The 16,401-nt window shown below is 67.5% G+C and carries 15 protein-coding genes and 1 pseudogene; 6 read left to right on the top strand and 10 right to left on the bottom strand.

Annotated features, from left to right (window positions below):
• Nucleotides 1-278 precede the first annotated feature (278 nt).
• Complete coding sequence (locus AB4Y92_RS18860; RefSeq protein WP_441821057.1) at nucleotides 279-1,058, top strand: TrmH family RNA methyltransferase; 780 nt, start codon at nucleotides 279-281, stop codon at nucleotides 1,056-1,058.
• Between the two features lie 16 nt (nucleotides 1,059-1,074).
• Here AB4Y92_RS18860 and AB4Y92_RS18855 read toward each other — a convergent pair whose 3' ends face one another.
• The 6 genes from AB4Y92_RS18855 to AB4Y92_RS18830 form a co-directional block, all read right to left on the bottom strand.
• Entirely contained in the window at nucleotides 1,075-1,809 is a 735-nt protein-coding gene (locus tag AB4Y92_RS18855; RefSeq protein WP_441821052.1) for a RebB family R body protein, read from the bottom strand.
• 276 nt (nucleotides 1,810-2,085) lie between these two features.
• Nucleotides 2,086-3,516 (bottom strand): M28 family peptidase, encoded by a 1,431-nt coding sequence (locus tag AB4Y92_RS18850; RefSeq protein WP_441821051.1) that lies wholly within the window; start codon nucleotides 3,514-3,516, stop codon nucleotides 2,086-2,088.
• A 130-nt stretch (nucleotides 3,517-3,646) separates the two neighbouring features.
• Nucleotides 3,647-3,796, bottom strand: coding sequence for a DUF6053 domain-containing protein (locus AB4Y92_RS18845; protein WP_441821056.1), 150 nt, complete (start codon nucleotides 3,794-3,796; stop codon nucleotides 3,647-3,649).
• Nucleotides 3,797-3,897: 101 nt separating this feature from the next.
• The gene (mscL, locus tag AB4Y92_RS18840; protein ID WP_441821050.1) at nucleotides 3,898-4,305 is read right to left on the bottom strand and encodes a large-conductance mechanosensitive channel protein MscL; all 408 of its coding nucleotides are present in this window, start codon (nucleotides 4,303-4,305) and stop codon (nucleotides 3,898-3,900) included.
• 86 nt (nucleotides 4,306-4,391) lie between these two features.
• Nucleotides 4,392-5,108 carry a fumarylacetoacetate hydrolase family protein gene (locus AB4Y92_RS18835; RefSeq protein ID WP_441821049.1) on the bottom strand — a complete coding sequence of 239 codons (717 nt, stop codon included), beginning with the start codon at nucleotides 5,106-5,108 and terminating at the stop codon, nucleotides 4,392-4,394.
• 4 nt (nucleotides 5,109-5,112) lie between these two features.
• Entirely contained in the window at nucleotides 5,113-5,445 is a 333-nt protein-coding gene (locus tag AB4Y92_RS18830) for a hypothetical protein (RefSeq protein WP_441821048.1), read from the bottom strand.
• A 56-nt stretch (nucleotides 5,446-5,501) separates the two neighbouring features.
• Here AB4Y92_RS18830 and AB4Y92_RS18825 point away from each other — a divergent pair, with 56 nt between their 5' ends.
• Nucleotides 5,502-5,882 carry a Rieske (2Fe-2S) protein gene (locus AB4Y92_RS18825; RefSeq protein WP_083512312.1) on the top strand — a complete coding sequence of 127 codons (381 nt, stop codon included), beginning with the start codon at nucleotides 5,502-5,504 and terminating at the stop codon, nucleotides 5,880-5,882.
• A 67-nt stretch (nucleotides 5,883-5,949) separates the two neighbouring features.
• On the opposite strand, the gene AB4Y92_RS18820 is transcribed toward AB4Y92_RS18825, so the two are convergent.
• From AB4Y92_RS18820 to AB4Y92_RS18810, 3 genes and pseudogenes are all read right to left on the bottom strand, one after another.
• Nucleotides 5,950-7,797, bottom strand: a complete 1,848-nt coding sequence (locus AB4Y92_RS18820; protein ID WP_441821047.1) for an SLC13 family permease — start codon at nucleotides 7,795-7,797, stop codon at nucleotides 5,950-5,952.
• A gap of 148 nt (nucleotides 7,798-7,945) precedes the next feature.
• Nucleotides 7,946-8,674: pseudogene (trmB, locus tag AB4Y92_RS18815) on the bottom strand (tRNA (guanosine(46)-N7)-methyltransferase TrmB); the annotation flags it as partial.
• Between the two features lies 1 nt (nucleotide 8,675).
• Complete coding sequence (locus tag AB4Y92_RS18810) at nucleotides 8,676-9,470, bottom strand: thiazole synthase (RefSeq protein ID WP_441821046.1); 795 nt, start codon at nucleotides 9,468-9,470, stop codon at nucleotides 8,676-8,678.
• A 308-nt stretch (nucleotides 9,471-9,778) separates the two neighbouring features.
• Between AB4Y92_RS18810 and AB4Y92_RS18805 the strand changes: the two genes are divergently transcribed.
• From AB4Y92_RS18805 to AB4Y92_RS18790, 4 genes are all read left to right on the top strand, one after another.
• Nucleotides 9,779-12,412 carry a TonB-dependent receptor gene (locus AB4Y92_RS18805; protein WP_441821045.1) on the top strand — a complete coding sequence of 878 codons (2,634 nt, stop codon included), beginning with the start codon at nucleotides 9,779-9,781 and terminating at the stop codon, nucleotides 12,410-12,412.
• A gap of 37 nt (nucleotides 12,413-12,449) precedes the next feature.
• Complete coding sequence (locus AB4Y92_RS18800) at nucleotides 12,450-13,667, top strand: phosphatidylinositol-specific phospholipase C1-like protein (RefSeq protein WP_441821044.1); 1,218 nt, start codon at nucleotides 12,450-12,452, stop codon at nucleotides 13,665-13,667.
• Between the two features lie 406 nt (nucleotides 13,668-14,073).
• Nucleotides 14,074-15,540 carry a CehA/McbA family metallohydrolase gene (locus AB4Y92_RS18795; RefSeq protein WP_441821043.1) on the top strand — a complete coding sequence of 489 codons (1,467 nt, stop codon included), beginning with the start codon at nucleotides 14,074-14,076 and terminating at the stop codon, nucleotides 15,538-15,540.
• Complete coding sequence (locus AB4Y92_RS18790; protein ID WP_441821042.1) at nucleotides 15,462-15,698, top strand: DUF6053 domain-containing protein; 237 nt, start codon at nucleotides 15,462-15,464, stop codon at nucleotides 15,696-15,698. The genes AB4Y92_RS18795 and AB4Y92_RS18790 overlap by 79 nt, the downstream gene beginning before the upstream one ends.
• A gap of 141 nt (nucleotides 15,699-15,839) precedes the next feature.
• Here AB4Y92_RS18790 and thiS read toward each other — a convergent pair whose 3' ends face one another.
• On the bottom strand, nucleotides 15,840-16,040 hold the full coding sequence (gene thiS / locus AB4Y92_RS18785; protein ID WP_441821041.1) for a sulfur carrier protein ThiS: 201 nt from the start codon (nucleotides 16,038-16,040) through the stop codon (nucleotides 15,840-15,842).
• Nucleotides 16,041-16,401 lie beyond the last annotated feature (361 nt).

The raw sequence follows: 16,401 nt of genomic DNA, 5'->3' as shown, positions 1-16,401 counted from the left end.
CGCCGGGCGGGCGCGATGGCCGCCCGGGCGGCGCACCGCCCGCGGCCGGCAGCCCGTATCGCAACAGCGGGCCTCGCAATCGCGAGGCCGTGCCCGCCGCCGCCGATGCGCCGCCGCATCACGGCGGTCATGCGCATCCGCACGATCGCTCCGAGCGCCGCGAGCAACGCCATCGTCATGGCGACGACGTGCGCGATACGCGCGAACGCGGCCATCACGACCGCCCGCCGCGCGCCGAACGCGCCTATCGCGAACGCGACGACGAATTCGCCTTGCCCTTGGGCGAGGACGGATTCGATTCGCCGTCGCCGTCGCCGTCGCGCGCGCGCCGCGACGCCGAACTGCGCCTGTACGGCATCAACGCCATCCGCGCGGTATTCGCGCGCCGCCCCGAAGCGATCCGCAAGCTGTACCTGGACGCGCCGCGCATTCCGCAGCTGCAACCGTTGCTGTCGTGGTGCGTGGCCAACCGGGTCGGTTATCGCGTGGTCGAGTCGCAGGATCTGGACAAGCTCGCCGCCAGCGGCCATCACGAAGGCGTGGTCGCCGACGTGCTGCGCGAAGAACCGGTGTCGTTGTCGGAATGGCTGCGCGATCTGGGCTCGGGCCCGCAACTGGCGATCTGGCTCGACGGCGTCGGCAATCCGCACAACCTCGGCGCGATCCTGCGCTCGTCGGCGCACTTCGGCGTGAGCGCGGTGCTGTTGCCGAAGGACGCGCAGCTGAGCGTGTCCGGCGCGGCCGCGCGCGTCGCCGAGGGCGGCGCCGAGGCGGTGCCGATGGTGCGCATGGGCCGCACCGACAACGCTCTGGCGCAGTTGCGCAGCGCCGGCTTCGTGCTGGCCGCGACCGTGGTCAGCGGCGGCGAAGACGTATTCGCCGCGACGTTGCCGCAACGCTTGATCTACGTGCTTGGCGCCGAAGGCGCGGGCATGGACCGCGAACTCGCCGCCGCCTGCGATCTGCGTCTGTCGATTCCCGGCAGCGGCAAGGTCGAAAGCCTCAACGTCGCCGCCGCGACCGCGGTGCTGCTGGCGGCCTGGAAGGCGCGGCGCTGACAGCCGCGCGCGTTCGTCAATCCAGATGTTTGATGATCTTCAGCAACTCGGCGTAGTCGCCGGCGTGCTCGGGCGATTTGAGCATCGCATCCAGACACACCGCGGTCGCCGCCTCCTGCAGCAACTGCACGCGCAGACGGTGCTGTGCGTCGGACACCTGGCGCAAGCCGGCGACGAAGGCGTCGGCGCTGGCGCGCTGGGCGTAGGCGACTTCGCCGGCTGAGCCGAGCACTTGTTGGTTGCTCAGTTTGACCGCCTGTTCGATCTGTTGACTGATGCCGGAATACACCGGGTGGCGGTCGTGTTCGGCTTCGATCTCGGCCCGCAGCCGTTCCACCAGCGTGGCCGGATCGTTGTCGGGCCCAGGCTGCGAATCGCCGGCTTGCGCGGCGGTCTCGGACGCGATCGTCGGCGCATCGGCCGCGTTGCCCAGGGCGATCGCCGGCGCGAACGGTTTTTCGTTGCCTTGGCTCATGTTCGTCTCCGGGCGTTGCGCGCCGTCGTGGTCGTAGAGCCGGGCGATGCCAGCCGAGAGCGAGGCCGTCGCCAGTTGCTGTGCGTCCCGCTGGACCGCGACGGCGTTCTGAAACAGGATCGAGATGGCATGGGCCAGCGCCATGTAGATCGTCGCGACCGCTTGCGCCGGCGCCTCGGCGATGGATTTGACGTTGCGCTGGGTGATCGGGTCGTGTTCGGTGAATTCGTCGGTGATCTGCGTAGTGATGCCGGAAGGGGATTCGACCTCATCCATGGGCGTGTCCTTGTAGGGGAATAAAAGCGCGGCGGGTTTGCCTGCCTTCGTTGCCGTTACAACGCAATCCGGCGGCCGAACCGGGCGCCGCGCGCCGTGCATCGCGATTAATGCGATGCGCATCGCATGACGGCGAGGTCCAACCGTTGTGGGAGGGCCTTCAGGCCCGACGCCTTCCGCTCCGACGCCGCGACTCAACACCAAGCCCAAAAAAAACCGCCCTTTCCCATTCCCGGAAAAGGGCGGCCATATCAACCGCGCTGCGTTACGCCGCGATCATTCGTCCGGCGGCGTCACCTTCTTGGCTTCGCTGCCGAAATCGCCGTCGGCCGACGCGGCCAGATAGGCGAACACGGCATACGCGGCGACGTTCTGCGCCAGCGCCTTCGGATCGATCTTGTCGAGCGTGTCGTCGGGCGTGTGGTGGTAGTCGAAGTAATCCGTACCGTCCTGCGCCAACCGCGCCCAGGCCAGACCGCCGGCCGCGGACGGGCCGATATCCGGGCCCGGGCCGCCCTTGCCCGGCGTGTGCTCGATGCCCAGCGGCGCCAGCGCCTGCGCGATCTGCGCGTCGGCGGCCTTGGCGTAGTTCGGCGCCGAACTCGAGTACGCGTAGATGCGGCCCGCGCCGAAGTCGCTCTCCGCGCCGATCTGATGCTTCTTGACGTCCGGCAGGTGCTTGGCCGCGTAGGCCTTGCCGCCGTACAGGCCTTGCTCTTCATTGGCGAAGGCGACGACGCGGATGGTCCGCGCCGGACGCAGCTTGCTCTGGCCGATCAACTTGGCCGCGGCCATGGTCAGGCCGACGCCGGCGCCGTCGTCGATCGCGCCGGTGCCCAGGTCCCACGAATCCAGATGGCCGCCGATCACCACCACTTCGTCCGGCTTGCTCTTACCGCGGATCTCGCCGATGACGTTGTGCGAAGTCGCCTGGCCGTCCCAGCCGCAATCCAGCGCCACGCGCACGCGGATCGGCGCGCCCAGCGCGACCAGGCGCGAGAGCTGCTCGGCGTCGGGCGCGGACAAGGCGGCGGACGGGATCGGCTTGAGGCCGTCGTCGAAGCGGGTGATGCCGGTGTGCGGCATGCGGTGCGAGTCGGTGCCGGCCGAACGCATCAGATAACCGGCGGCGCCGGCGCGGATCGCCGCCGACGGGCCGCGGCTGCGGATGCGTCCGCCCGGGCCGTAACCAGCGCCGTCTTTGGCGCGCGGCATGGCGAAATCGATGAAGGCGATCTTGCCCGCCAGCGAACCGGCCGGCGCGGCTTCCAGCGCGGCCAGATCCGCAAAGCGCGCGACCTCGCCCTCGACCGTGCCGCCCGGGCTGCCGCCCAGCGCGGTCAGCGTCAGCGGCTGCGCGTGCGCGCCGATCACCGCGGCGTGTTCGCTGCGGCGTTCCCATTTCGGGAAGGTCACCGGTTCCAGCCAGACTTTGTCGAAGCCCAGGCTGCGGAATTTCGCTTCCGCCCAGGCCACCGCGCGCGCATCGGCTTCGCTGCCGGCCAGGCGCGGGCCGACTTCGGTGGTCAGCGACTCGACGATCTTGTAGCCCAGGTCGCTGGCGAGCGCGCGTTCGCGCAACTCGGCCGCGGCCTGGATCGAGGCGTCGGGTATGCGGGTTTCGCGCGTGGCGGCCGCGGCCGCCGTGGCCGTGATCGAACCGGTGAACAACACGGCAGCCATCGCTGCCCATAACCGTGCGCGCATTCCCCATCTCCTCAAGCGAGCCTGCCGCGCGGGAGGTCGGCGGCGAAGGCGAAGCGGCGAGCTTAGCAACCCGCGCGCGGGCCGCTACCTGAGAAAAGTCACATCGGCCTTGAGTGTTTTTTGTCGCTGACTATCGCGGGGCTTGAGGCGGTAGGGGCGAGCGCGGCTTTGCCGCTTGTGTCGTTTCGGAATCTTTTGTGGGAGGGGCTTCAGCCCCGATGCTTTCCGGTCGGATTGCCGCGAACTGAAAGAAAAGCATCGGGGCTGAAGCCCCTCCCACAAAAAAGCCCTCTCCCACAAACGGCCACCCACAAAGGTCACCCTCAAAAAGCAGAACGGCCGCGCTAGGCGGCCGTTCCGGGATCCAGGCAAGCGCCGGGCTTACTTCTTCAGCGAATCGCGAATCTCGCGCAGCAGCAGCACGTCTTCCGGCGTCGCCGCGGGCGCGGCGTCGGCCGGCTTGCGCAGCTTGTTGTAGCCCTTGAGGACGATGAAGATCACGAAGGCGATCAGCACGAAATCGATCGCGGTCTGCAGGAACATGCCGTACTTCACCGCGACCTCGGCCGCGACTTCCTTGCCCGCCGCGTCCAGCTGCGAGGGCTTGAGCACGTACTTCCAGTCGGTGACGCTGATGCCGCCGGACAGGTAGCCGATCACCGGCATGACGATGCCATCGACCAGCGCGGTGACGATCTTGCCGAACGCCGCGCCGATGACCACACCGACGGCCAGATCGACCACGTTGCCGCGCGCAATGAACTCTTTGAACTCGCTGATCATGCCCATCGCATGCTCTCCCTGGTTATCGACGACCGGTATCGGACCGGGCTTGGGCGCGGTTGCAAAGCGCCGGGGCCGGACTATACCGAGGCCTAGGTGATGTGTCCGTGCAGTTCGGCCACGCCTTCGAGCACGGCGCGGTAGCGGTCGCCGGGCTGCAGGGGACCGACCCCGGAGGGCGTGCCCATGTAGACCAGGTCGCCAGCGCGCAAGGCGTACAGGCGCGAGAGTTCGTGCAGGATTTCCGGCACGTTCCAGACCAGATCGTCGAGCGAGCCGCGCTGGCGCACTTCGCCGTTGACCTCAAGGCTGAGCGCGCGCGAACCCAGCGGGCCGACCTCGGCCGCCGGCACGATCGCGCTGATCGGCGCGGCGTGATCGAACGACTTGCCGGTGTCCCAGGGCAGGCCCTTGGCCTTGGCCTGTGCCTGCAGGTCGCGGCGGGTCAGGTCCAGGCCGACGGCGTAGCCGTAGATCAGCGCCGAAGCGGCTTCGACCGGCAGCTCGCCGGCCGGCGCATCGCGGCCGATGGCGACTACAAGTTCGACCTCATGATGCAGTTCGGTCGTCCCCGGTGGATAGGGAATCGCTTCGCCCAGCTCTATCGCATCGGTTGGCTTGAGGAAGAACACCGGCCGCCCGCGGTCGGCGTTCGAGGTAGGCACCGCCGCGCCCATCTCGCGCGCATGCTCGGCGAAGTTGCGGCCGACGCAGTAGACGCGATGTACCGGAAATGTGGCGTCGGCGGCGATGCCTTGGCCGCGGACGGGAATGCGGGTGGCCGGCGCGGCCTCGATCACGTCGCCCATACGGTCAGCGCGCCGAGGTCGAGCGGTGTTCGATCGTCGTCGCATCGACGACGCGGAACTCGCCTTCGACCACGTCCGGACGATGCCTGGCGCGCGCGGCCATCGGCTTGCCGCGGCGCTGCCACAGCTTGTAGGCCAGGCCCACGGCGATCATCGCCGCGCCGATGAAGACGCTGAAGAACACCAGCAACACCAGCAGTCCCAGCCCGACGAGGCCGAGCACGAAACGCAGGAGGCGGTGACGCGGTTTGCGCGGCTCGAAAGCGTTGCGCACGCGCGACTGGAACGCATTCCATTGCGGTCGGTGATCGGCAAATCGGAAGGTCTGAGCAAACATTTCAGGTGTCGTGAGACAATAGGGCCTGAGCCGGACACATGAGTATCGTTCCAGGCATGAGCGAGGGTGTGAGAACTTCGTTAAATCATCCCGGCGGCGGCGAGGCGGGCGGCCATGCCTTGATCGAGCTGCAACGCCTGGCCGACGGCGCCTTCGCCGAGGTCGAAGCGACCATCGACGGCGACGCCGAATCGCTGTTGCTTTACCGCGACGGCGACGCCGTGCGCGCCTGGCTCAACATCTGCCCGCACGCCGGACGCCGATTAGATTGGGCCCCGGGCCAGTTTCTCAAGAGCAAGGACGGGCTGCTGGTGTGCGCGGCGCACGGCGCCAGTTTCGAGCTGAGCGGCGGCGAATGCGTCGCCGGGCCGTGCCGCGGCGAATCGCTGCGCGCGATCGCGGTGAGTGTGCGCGATGGGGCGGTTTGGCTGGGTTGACATTGCAGAAAGCGGCGGAAAATTCGTTATTTCTGCGGGAAGCGTCGTGGGTGTTTCTTCTGCGACATTACTTGCCCCAGAACAGGATATTGACCATCAACACCGTCACCACCGTATAGATCAACGACAACGGCCCGCCGATCCTCCACAGCTCCTTGCCGCTGTAGCCCGCGGGACCTGTGATCATCGAGATCACCGGGTTCGAGGCGGTCATGAAATTGTTCGACGCCGACAAGGCCACGATCAGCGCGAACGCGGTCGGATTGCCGCCGGCCGCCAGCGCCAGGTTGACCGCCAGCGGTACCACCACGATGGTCGCGCCCACGTGGCTGATCACCAGGGAAAACGCCGTGGTCAGCAGCCCCACCAATATCTCCAGCAGCCACACCGGCGTCCCGCGCGGCAGCCGCTCGATGGTGTGGCCGGCGATCCACGCCGCCGCGCCGCTGGAATCCATCGCCCAGCCCAGCGGAATCAGGCAGGCCATCAGGAACACGGTCTTCCAGTTGATCGCCGAATAGGCTTCGTCGATGTTGATCACGCCGGCGATCAGCATGCCGGCCACGCCGGTCATCAGCGCGATCGACACCGGCAGGCGCGAGGACAGCGCCAGCAGCATCGCCACGGCGAAGATGGTCAGCGCGATCTTGAGCTTGTGCGGGCGCTGCTCGCCCTTGGGATAGTCGGTGACCACGACCAGGTCCTTGCTCGCTGCGGCGCTGGCCAGATCGGTCCAGATGCTGTGGAACACCAGCATGTCGCCGGCGCGCATCGGAACGCTGCGCACGTTCTCGCGCAGCACGCTCTTGTCGCGGTTGATCGCCAGCAGGCTCAGGCCCGATTGCTTGCGCAGGTGCAGGTCGCCGGCGGTCTTGCCGATGTAGCCCGAGGTCGCCGGCACCACCGCTTCGGAAATACCGGCGCGGCTGGGATTGAACAGGTCGGCGAAATTGCGCAGCCGCGAAGACAAACGCAGGAAATGGTTCTGGGCGAAATCCGACACCTGCTGCTTCGGCCCCATCGCGCCGAGCACGCTGCCGACCCAGATGCGGGTGTCGGCCGGCGGCGCCAGACGCGAATCGTTGTCGCTCTTGAGCGCCAGCAGCAGCGGCGCGCCGCGCAGTGTTTCGGCCTCGCCCAGCGACATGCCGACCAAGGGGCTGTCGGCGGTCACGGTCAATTCGTACACGTCGCCGTCGATGCCGTAGGCCTTGGCGAAATAACTCTGCGTGCGCGCCGGCGTGGCGCCCTTGTCGGAGTCGTCCTTCAGCAGCTTGTCGCCGAAGAAATGGAAATACGCCAGCGAGGCGGCCAGCAGGGCCACGCCGATCGGCAGCGGCGCGAACATCTTCAGCGGCTCGATGGTCGCCGCGCCCGAGGGCAGGTTGCTGTTGGCGTTGAGCAGCAAGTCGTTGAGCAGGATCAGCGGCGAGTTGCCGACCATGGTCAGCGCGCCGCCCATGACGATGGCCGCGGCGATCGGCAGCAGCAGACGCGGCAGCGACAGGCCGGTGCGCGAGGACAGGCGCGCGGCGACCGGCATGTACAGCGCCATCACCGACGGGTTCTGCATGAAGGAGGAATTCAGGCCGGCCACCGCGGTGGTCAGCAGCAGCAATCGCTGCTCGATGCCGTGCGCGCGCCGCAGCAGCCAGGCGGCCAGGCGGTTGAGCGCGCCGGTGCGGTCCAGGCCGGCGCCGAGGATCATCGTGGCGATGATGCTGATGACCGCGTTACCGGAGAAGCCGTTGAACAGTTCGTCGGGTTCGACCAGGCCCGACAGGCCCAGCAGCACCAGCACCACCAGGGCGACGACGTCGGCGCGGATGCGCTCGAACAGGAACATCGCCATCGTGAACACCACCAGCCCGAGAACGAGCTTCATGTCGGTGGTCAGCGCGAGGGCGGTGTCCATTTAGAGCCGGGAATGGAGAATGGGGAATCGGGAATCGGAACGGCAAGAGCAGGGCGCCGCATCGCTACCGAGTTCGGCGCCGACAAGTTGTCGCGAATGTTCGGTAGCTCGCATCCGATTCCCGACTCCCGATTCCTTATTCCCGGCTCTTGTCGTACAACAAATCCCACACGCCGTGGCCGAGCTTCTGGCCGCGGGTCTCGAAATGGGTCTGCGGGCGCCAATCTGGACGCGGCACGCTGCCGCGCGGACCGGCGCGGTTGGCGAGCCCCCCGGTTGCGTCCAGGACGTCCCACATCTGCTCGGCATAGTCCTGCCAATCGGTGGCAAGGTGCAAGCGACCATTTTGCGCGAGCTTGCGCACCAGCAGATCGGCGAACGCGGGCTGGACCAGGCGGCGCTTGTTATGGCGCTTCTTGTGCCACGGGTCGGGGAAGTAGATCCGGACCTCGTCCAGCGAGGCATCGGCGACTTCGTTGTTGAGCACTTCCACCGCGTCGTGGTGGTACAGCCGCACGTGGTCGCTGCCGTCTTCGGCCAGCGCGTTGAGCAGGCGGCCGACGCCGGGGGCGTGGACTTCGATGCCGATCAGGTCGCGGTCTTTGTCGTGCTGGGCGGCGAAGCGCAGCGCTTCGCCATTGCCGAAGCCGATTTCGAGCACGCGTTTGGCGCTGCGGCCGAAGACGCTGTCGAAGTCGCGTGGCGAGCCGTGATAGTCGATGCCGAAGCGCGGCCACAGTTCGTCGAACGCGCGCTGCTGGGCCGGGGTGAAGCGGCCCTGGCGCAGCACGAAGCTGCGCACCTGGCGGCGGCCTTCCTCGACCGTGAACGGCTTGGGCGGGGCTTTGGCGCCGTCGGCGGTAAACGGGTCGGTCATGTCAGCCGATCAACCCGTCCACGGGCGAAGACGCGCTGGCGTAGCGCTTGCGCGGAATGCGCCCGGCCTTGAACGCGGCGCGGCCGGCTTCGATCGCCAGCTTCATCGCGTGCGCCATCAGGATCGGGTCGCGCGCGCCGGCGATGGCGGTGTTCATCAGCACGCCGTCGCAGCCCAGTTCCATCGCGATGGCGGCGTCCGAGGCGGTGCCGACGCCGGCATCGACCAGGATCGGCACTTTTGCGTTTTCGATGATTTCCAGCAGGTTGTACTTGTTCTGCACGCCCAGGCCCGAACCGATCGGCGCGGCCAGCGGCATCACCGCGACGCAGCCGATTTCTTCCAGGCGCTTGGCCAGGATCGGGTCGTCGGAGGTGTAGACCATCACGTCGAAGCCGTCCTTGACCAGGATTTCGGCCGCGGCCAGGGTCTGGACCACGTCGGGGAACAAGGTGCGCTGGTCGCCGAGGACTTCCAGCTTGACCAGCTTGTGGCCGTCGAGCAGTTCGCGCGCCAGCCGGCAGGTGCGCACCGCGTCGTCGGCGGTGTAGCAGCCGGCGGTGTTGGGCAGGATGGTGTAGCGGTCCGGCGGCAGCACGTCGAGCAGGTTGGGCTCGCCCGGGTTCTGGCCGATATTGGTGCGGCGGATCGCTACGGTGACGATTTGCGCCCCGGCAGCCTCGGTGGCCAGGCGGGTTTCGGCCAAGTCCTTGAACTTGCCGGTGCCGGTCAACAGGCGGGAGCGATAGGTCGTGCCGGCGATGACCAGCGGGTCGGAAAAGGCGGTATCAGTCATCGCGCAATTATGGCCGATCGGTACTGAACATGTCGGGGCGAGCAGGTGCCGTTTGCGGCGATTCGGGGCGCGGGCGGCGATCCGGCGGGCGGTCGGGCCGCCGGCCGGCGGATTCACGATCGTCCCGCCCGGATCGCAACCCGGGCGCGGAAGCAAGCCGGTTCCGATCAGGCCCGATTGCGATTCTTCGGCCGCTGTCACGAATCTTTAAGCGGCAACGTTCAGCATTCGAATCGGCTGCCGGGCGCCATGCACGGCTTCGGACGGAACCGACGGCAGCGCCCCCTTTCCTTCCGAATGCCGACGCCATGCCCTCTTCCTACCGCCAGCTCAGCCGGGCGATCCGTATCGCCCTGGCCGCCAGCCTGCTCGCCGCCGCCCAGGCCCACGCCCAGGACGCCACGCCCGCCGCCGCCCAGGGCGGGCAGAACGCTTCTGCCGCTCCCGTCGCCGCTGGCGACCCCACCGCAGCGTCCGCGATGGCGTCTGAAGCCGCGACAGCGGGCAGGGCGGTTAACCTGGACAAAGTCGTCGTCACCGGCCGCTCCGGCACCCGCCAGCGCAGCAAGGCCGAGACCAGCTACTCGATCACCGCCATCGACGAAGACCGTCTGCGCATGCAGGCGCCGACCTCGGTCACCGAAGCCCTGAAGTCGGTGCCCGGCTTCTGGGTCGAGGCCACCGGCGGCGAGGCCAGCGGCAACATCCGCGCCCGCGGCATCCCGGTGGACGGGTTCGGTTCGGTGACCCTGCTCGAAGACGGCATCCCGGTGCAGCACGATCCGGCGCTGGGTTATCTCAACGGCGACCAGGCCTTCCGCCTGGACGAAACCATCGAACGCATCGAAGTGGTGCGCGGCGGCCCGGCCTCGGTGTTCTATTCCAACGCCCCGGCCGGCGCGATCAACTTCATCCCGCGCGTGGTCGGCGACACCGCCGAGGGCGCGGCCAAGATCACCTGGGGCGATTACGGCCTGGCCCGCTACGACCTGTTCTTCGGCACGCCGATCGGCGGCGGCTGGAAACTGGGCCTGGGCGGCTTCTATCGCAGCGACGACGGCATCCGCAATCCGGGCTATCCGGCCAACGACGGCGGCCAGTACCGGATCAATCTGTCGCGCGCGTTCGAGCACGGCAATCTGAGCTTCGACTACAAGCGCGTGGACGATCGTGTCGCCCTGTACCTGGGCGTACCGATGCGCACCTACGCCGACGGCAAGATCCGCGGCGTGCCCGGCTTCGACGACAACCACGGCACCCTGGCCGGCCCGGAAACCCGGCGCGTGCCGATGATCCAGGGCGACGGCAGCCTGTACGACTTCGACAATGCGCTGGGCACGGAAGTGAAGCGCGACCAGTACAGCGTCAAGTTCGATTACGAATTCGGCGGCGGCTTCAAACTCGCCCAGGCATTGCGCTACAGCAAGACCGAAACCCAGCGTAACGGCGTGTTCCCGCTGACCTTGCAAAGCGGCGACAAGTTCTTCGCCGATGCCGCGGTCAAGAAGCTGATCGCCTCCGTGCCCGGCGCGGTCGGCGGGCAGTTGCGTTATGTCGATGCGCCCGATCAAGTGTTCGGACCGAACCAGAACGGCAACGGCCTGATGACCATCGGCGGCCTGCGCGGGGTCACCATGCCGGTCAACGAGCTGATCAGCGACACGCGCCTGATGCGTCGTTTCGATTTTGGCGGGCAGAGCCACGATGTCACCGTCGGCTATTACTTCGCCCGCTTCGATCAGGATTTCGACCGCTATTCGTCCAACGTGCTGACCGATGTGCGCGACAACGCGCGCCTGTTGAATCTGGTCGCGGTGAACGCCGCCGGGCAGCCGTTGAAAACGCTGACCGACAACGGCGTGTATCGCTACGGCTACGAGTGGGAAAACGCCAGCGGCCGCTCCACCACCCAGGCGGTGTACGTCTCCGACGAATGGCAGGTGACCGACAAGCTGCGCATCGACGCCGGCGCGCGCTGGGAGCAAGTGCACACGCAAGGTTGGACCGAGATCCGCAAGCAGGTGAATCTGGGCACGCCGGCGACTTCGGCGATCCTCACCGGCTCGGGCGTGTTCGTCGATTACGACGAGAAGTTCGACAAGATCGGCTGGACCGTCGGCGCCAACTGGCAGTTCGATTCGCATCAGGGCGTGTTCGCGCGCTGGACGCCGGCGTTCCGCCTGCCGAGCCTGTCGAGCTACATCACCAAGTTTTCCAACTGCGATGTCGCCAAGCTGCAGGCCTGCTTGAACGATCCGAACGCGCGCCCGATCACCCAGACCATGGACCTGGGCGAGGTCGGCTACAAGTTCAGCAACGAAAGCTTCGACCTGTTCGCGACGCTGTTCTACACCAAGTACGACAACGTCGGCTTCAGCAATTACGTGTTCAACCTCGGCAACGGCGCCTCGACCGTGCAGCAGGGCTTCGCCGACACCAAGACCACCGGCCTGGAGCTGGAAGGTTATTGGACGCCGACGCGCTGGTTCGACCTGCAACTCACCGCGACGGTGCAGGACCCCAAGTACAAGGGCCTGCGCTACACCGAACTGGTCAACGGCGCGCCGGTGCTGCGCGATTTCGTCGATAACCAGTTGATCCGGGTGCCGAAGAACAGCTTCCGCGTGGTGCCGGGCCTGAATCTGCTCGACGACCGCCTGCGCCTGCAGGTCGCCTACGAGTACCAGGGCGAACGCTTCGTGGACACCGCCAACTCGGTGAAGCTGCCGTCGTATCACGTCATCAACGCCAGCGCCCGCTACGAGTTCGTACCGGGGCTGACCTTGTTCCTGTACGCCGACAACCTGACCAATTCGCGCGGCCTGACCGAAGGCAATCCGCGCGCCGGCGAGCTGCAGAGCGCCGACGCCGGCAACAACACCTTCATCGCCCGGCCCTTGCTCGGCCGCGCCTTCCGCGCCGCGCTGATGTACCGGTTCTGAGCGCGTATCGTTGCCTGCTTTGCTGCGGAGTCAGGGTATGAAACGTGCGGGTTTGCCGAGTGTGTTGTCTGCGGCCGTGCTGGCTTGCGGCTTGATCGCCGCCGGCGCGGCCGGTGCGCAGACGGGCGATGCGCAATGCAAGCTCGATGCGCCCGACGCCGCCCAGGCCGGTCCGGACTGCGCGGCGGCGTGGATGGATCGCAATCTGCATCTCAACGATGTGCAGGCGATCGGCACGCACAACAGCTACAAGCTGGCGATCCCGGCCGAGGAACTGGCCGCGCACCGCGCCCGAGACGCCGCCGGCGCGGATTCGCTGGACTACGCGCACGAGCCGCTGCATCAGCAACTGGAACTCGGCGCGCGGGTGCTGGAACTGGACGTGTACTACGACCCGAAGGGCGGCCGCTACGCGCATCCGCCCGGCGCCTTGCGCCAAGGCTACGGCGAGGCGGGACCGTGGCCGGCGCCGGTGGCGGCGCAGATGGCGCAGCCGGGGTTCAAGGTCATGCATCTGGCCGATATCGACTTTCGCAGTCAGTGCATGGTGTTCGTCCAGTGTCTGCAGCAGATCCGCGCGTGGTCGCAGAACCATCGCGAGCATGCGCCGATCCTGATCCTGATCAACGCCAAGGACGGCAAGAGCGGCCCGGGCGCGGTCGCGCCGCTGGCGTTCGACGGCAAGGCCTTCGATGCGCTCGACGCCGAGATCCGCTCGGTGTTCGCGGCCGACGAACTGATCGTGCCGGATACGGTGCGCGGACAGGCGAAGACCTTGCGCGAGGCGGTGATCGCCGGTGGCTGGCCGAGCATCGGCCAGGCGCGCGGCAAGATCGTGTTCGCGCTCGACGAAGACGCGCGCAAGGTCGGTTTGTACCGCGGCGCGCGGCGTTCGCTGGAAGGCCGGGCGATGTTCGTCAACGGCGACGAGAACGCGACCGATGCGGCGTATCTGACCCTCAACGATCCGATCGCGCAGGGCGAGCGCATCGCCCGTGCGGTCAAGGCCGGGTTCCTGGTGCGCACCCGCGCCGATGCCGACACGGTCGAAGCGCGGCATAACGATTCGCGCCGGCGCGAAGCGGCGTTCGCCAGCGGCGCGCAGTACATCTCCACCGATTATCTCAAGCCGGACCTGCGCTTCAGCCGCTATCGGGTGACGTTCCCGCGCAGCGAAGTGGTGCGGTGCAATCCGCTGCGGGCGATGGAGCGGTGCGGGCAGCGGCCGATCGAGGCGGCGGAGAAGCACGATTGAGCGGTGCCTGCTATCCATGGCTTGACCGACATCCGCAAGCCGTCATCCCCACGAAGGCGGGGATCCAGGGTTTTACCGAGGTAAGTACATGAAGTCCGACGCCTTTGCTTTTGCCCGTCATTCCCATGCCTTTGCCCGTCATTCCCGCGAACGCGGGAATCCAGCGACTTCAAACGTTCTCGCACGAAAGGCACTGGATTCCCGCCTTCGCGGGAATGACGAGCAAAAGCAGTGGCAAAGGCCGAAGCAGCGGCCGAGGCACGAGGCGAAGCAGCCGCAAGAGCGAATCGCCGCGCGCGCGAAAGTCCTCGCGCTCCGCCTGATTTGCATCGGCGCCACGCTGGCCGCGCTCGCATCGCCCCTCATAACGCATGCAAACGGCAACACCGCCGGCACGCCCGCTGCAATGCCGATCGACGCGGCAAGCACCTCCGAGCCCGACCTGACCCTCGAAGGAAAAATCACCGGCAGCGACAACAAAACCTATCGCGAACTCCCGTTCCAGGTGCCCGAAGGCATCGCCCGCATCACCGTGGAGTTCGACTACGACCGCGCCGACAAAACCACCATCGATCTCGGCCTGATCGGCCCCGGGCCGTTCCTCGGCCGCGACGGTTTTCGCGGCTGGAGCGGCGGCAACAAGCGTGTGTTCACCGTCAGCGCCGCCGATGTCACGCCTTCGTACTCGGCCGGCGCGGTGCCGGCGGGCGAGTGGAAAGTGTTGCTGGGCATTCCGAACATCCGTGCCGAAACCCAGGCGAGCTATCGCGCGCGCATCCGCTTCACCCGCGCCAACCGGCCCGATGCGATTCCCGCCGTGCTCGCGCCGCCGCCGTTGCGCGCCGGCCCGGGCTGGTATCGCGGCGATCTGCACATGCATACCGGCCACAGCGACGGCAGCTGCGCATCGCAGGCCGGAGCGAAAGTGCCGTGCCCGCTGTTCCTGACCGCGCAGGCGGCCAGCGCCGCGGGCCTGGACTTCATCGCCGTCACCGAGCACAACACCGTTTCGCATCTGGCCGATTTGCGTGAGCTGCAGCCGTATTTCGATCGCCTGCTGCTGATTCCCGGAATTGAGATCACCACCTTCCAGGGCCATGCCAACGTGTTCGGCACTTACGCGCCGGTGGATTTCCGCGTCGGCAGCGCATCGGTGCCGGACTGGAATTCGCTGCTGAGCACGCTGCAACAGCGCGGCGTGCCGGTGTCGATCAACCATCCGATCCGTCCCTCCGACGAGCGCTGCATGGGCTGCGGCTGGACGCCGACGCCGGCCGCGGATCTGTCGCGCGTGCAGATGGTCGAAGCGGTCAACGGCGGCGACGCCGACACGCCGGGCTCGGGCGTCGCGTTCTGGCAGCGCGAACTCAACGCCGGCCATCGCCTGACCGGCGTGGGCGGCAGCGACAATCACGATGCGCCGACCCAGGCCGAAGAACCCTTCGGCGCCAGCCGCATCGGCCGCCCGACCACGGTGGTGCGGGCGCGCGAGCTGTCGATGGCGGCGATCCTCGACGGGTTGCGCGCGGGCGAGGTGTTCGTCGATGTGCGCGGGACCAAGGATCGCGCCTTGAGCCTCAGCGCCGCGCATGGCGCGCGCGAGGTGGCGATGGGCGGGGATCTGGCGCTGAAGTCCGGCGAGGAGGCGCTGTTGCGCTTGCAGGTGCGCGGCGTGGCCGGCGGGAAGGTCGAGGCGATCGTCGATGGCGTGGTGGCGCCGCTGATCGCTCAGCCGGCGATCGGCTCGGCCGAGCAGAGTTTCGATTTCCGCTGGCGCAGCGATGGTGCGCGGCATTGGTTGCGAGTGGATGTGCGCGATGCGCAGGGGCGTCTGGCGCTGGTCGGCAATCCGGTTTACTTCAACTGGCGCTGAGGTTTTGCTTTCTTGGTCAGGAGCAACGCTCTTGTGAGAGGGCGCTTCAGCTTTTGTGGGAGGGAGCTTTAGCCCCGATGCTCTTCGCTCAGTTCGCGGCGATCTGTCCCAAAAGCATCGGGGCTAAAGCTCCCTCCCACAAAAGACTTCGGGGCTGAAGTCTCTCCAGAGAAAGACTTCGAGAGTAGGGCTCTCTGCCAAGACTTCGGGGCAGAAGCTTTCTCCCATAGAAAAGCGTCGGGGCTGAAGCTCCCTCCCACAAAAGACTTCGGGCTTTCGGCGGCTCGGTGGCGAAAGCCTCAGCCGCCGCCCAGCGCGTGCACGATCTCCACCTTGTCGCCTTCGGTCAGCGCCGTGTCCGCGTGGCGGCCGCGCGGCACGATCTCGCCGTTGATCTCGACCGCGACTCGGCGTTCGCGCAGGCCTTCGGCGTGCAGCAGTTCGATCAAAGTAGTCGGCGCCGCGAACGAGCGCGGTTCGCCATTGAGCAGGATATTCATGCGGCCATTGTCGCGCGCGGGCCGCCGCGCGGCCAGCATCGGGCTTGGCCGCAGCCGCGCTTGCGAATCGACCCCAAAACTGCCGCCCACACCCCGCACACCCCCCAAGACCTGTGACGTCTGGCCCCGGCAGCCCCGCCCCGGGACAGCGATAATCGCGCGGTCGCGGTCCGCCGCGGCCGCCCCCGGGACCGGCGCGAAAGCCGGTGCGAGGCCCTCGCGACGCCACAGCTTTGCCGCGCTGCGCCTTGCCTTGCTCGCCGGGCGCGTGTTTCGATTCGGCCATCCGCCGGCGTATGTCGGGGGAAGGCGCTCTTTTCGGCGGTCGCCGGCTCCGGTTGCGGAGCCGCCGGCCCGCCGC

Origin of the sequence: Lysobacter sp. TAB13 (genome assembly GCF_052113885.1) — a bacterium.
GTDB classification, from domain to species: Bacteria; Pseudomonadota; Gammaproteobacteria; order Xanthomonadales; family Xanthomonadaceae; genus Lysobacter; species Lysobacter gummosus.
This window is presented reverse-complemented; position numbering and strand designations above follow the sequence as displayed.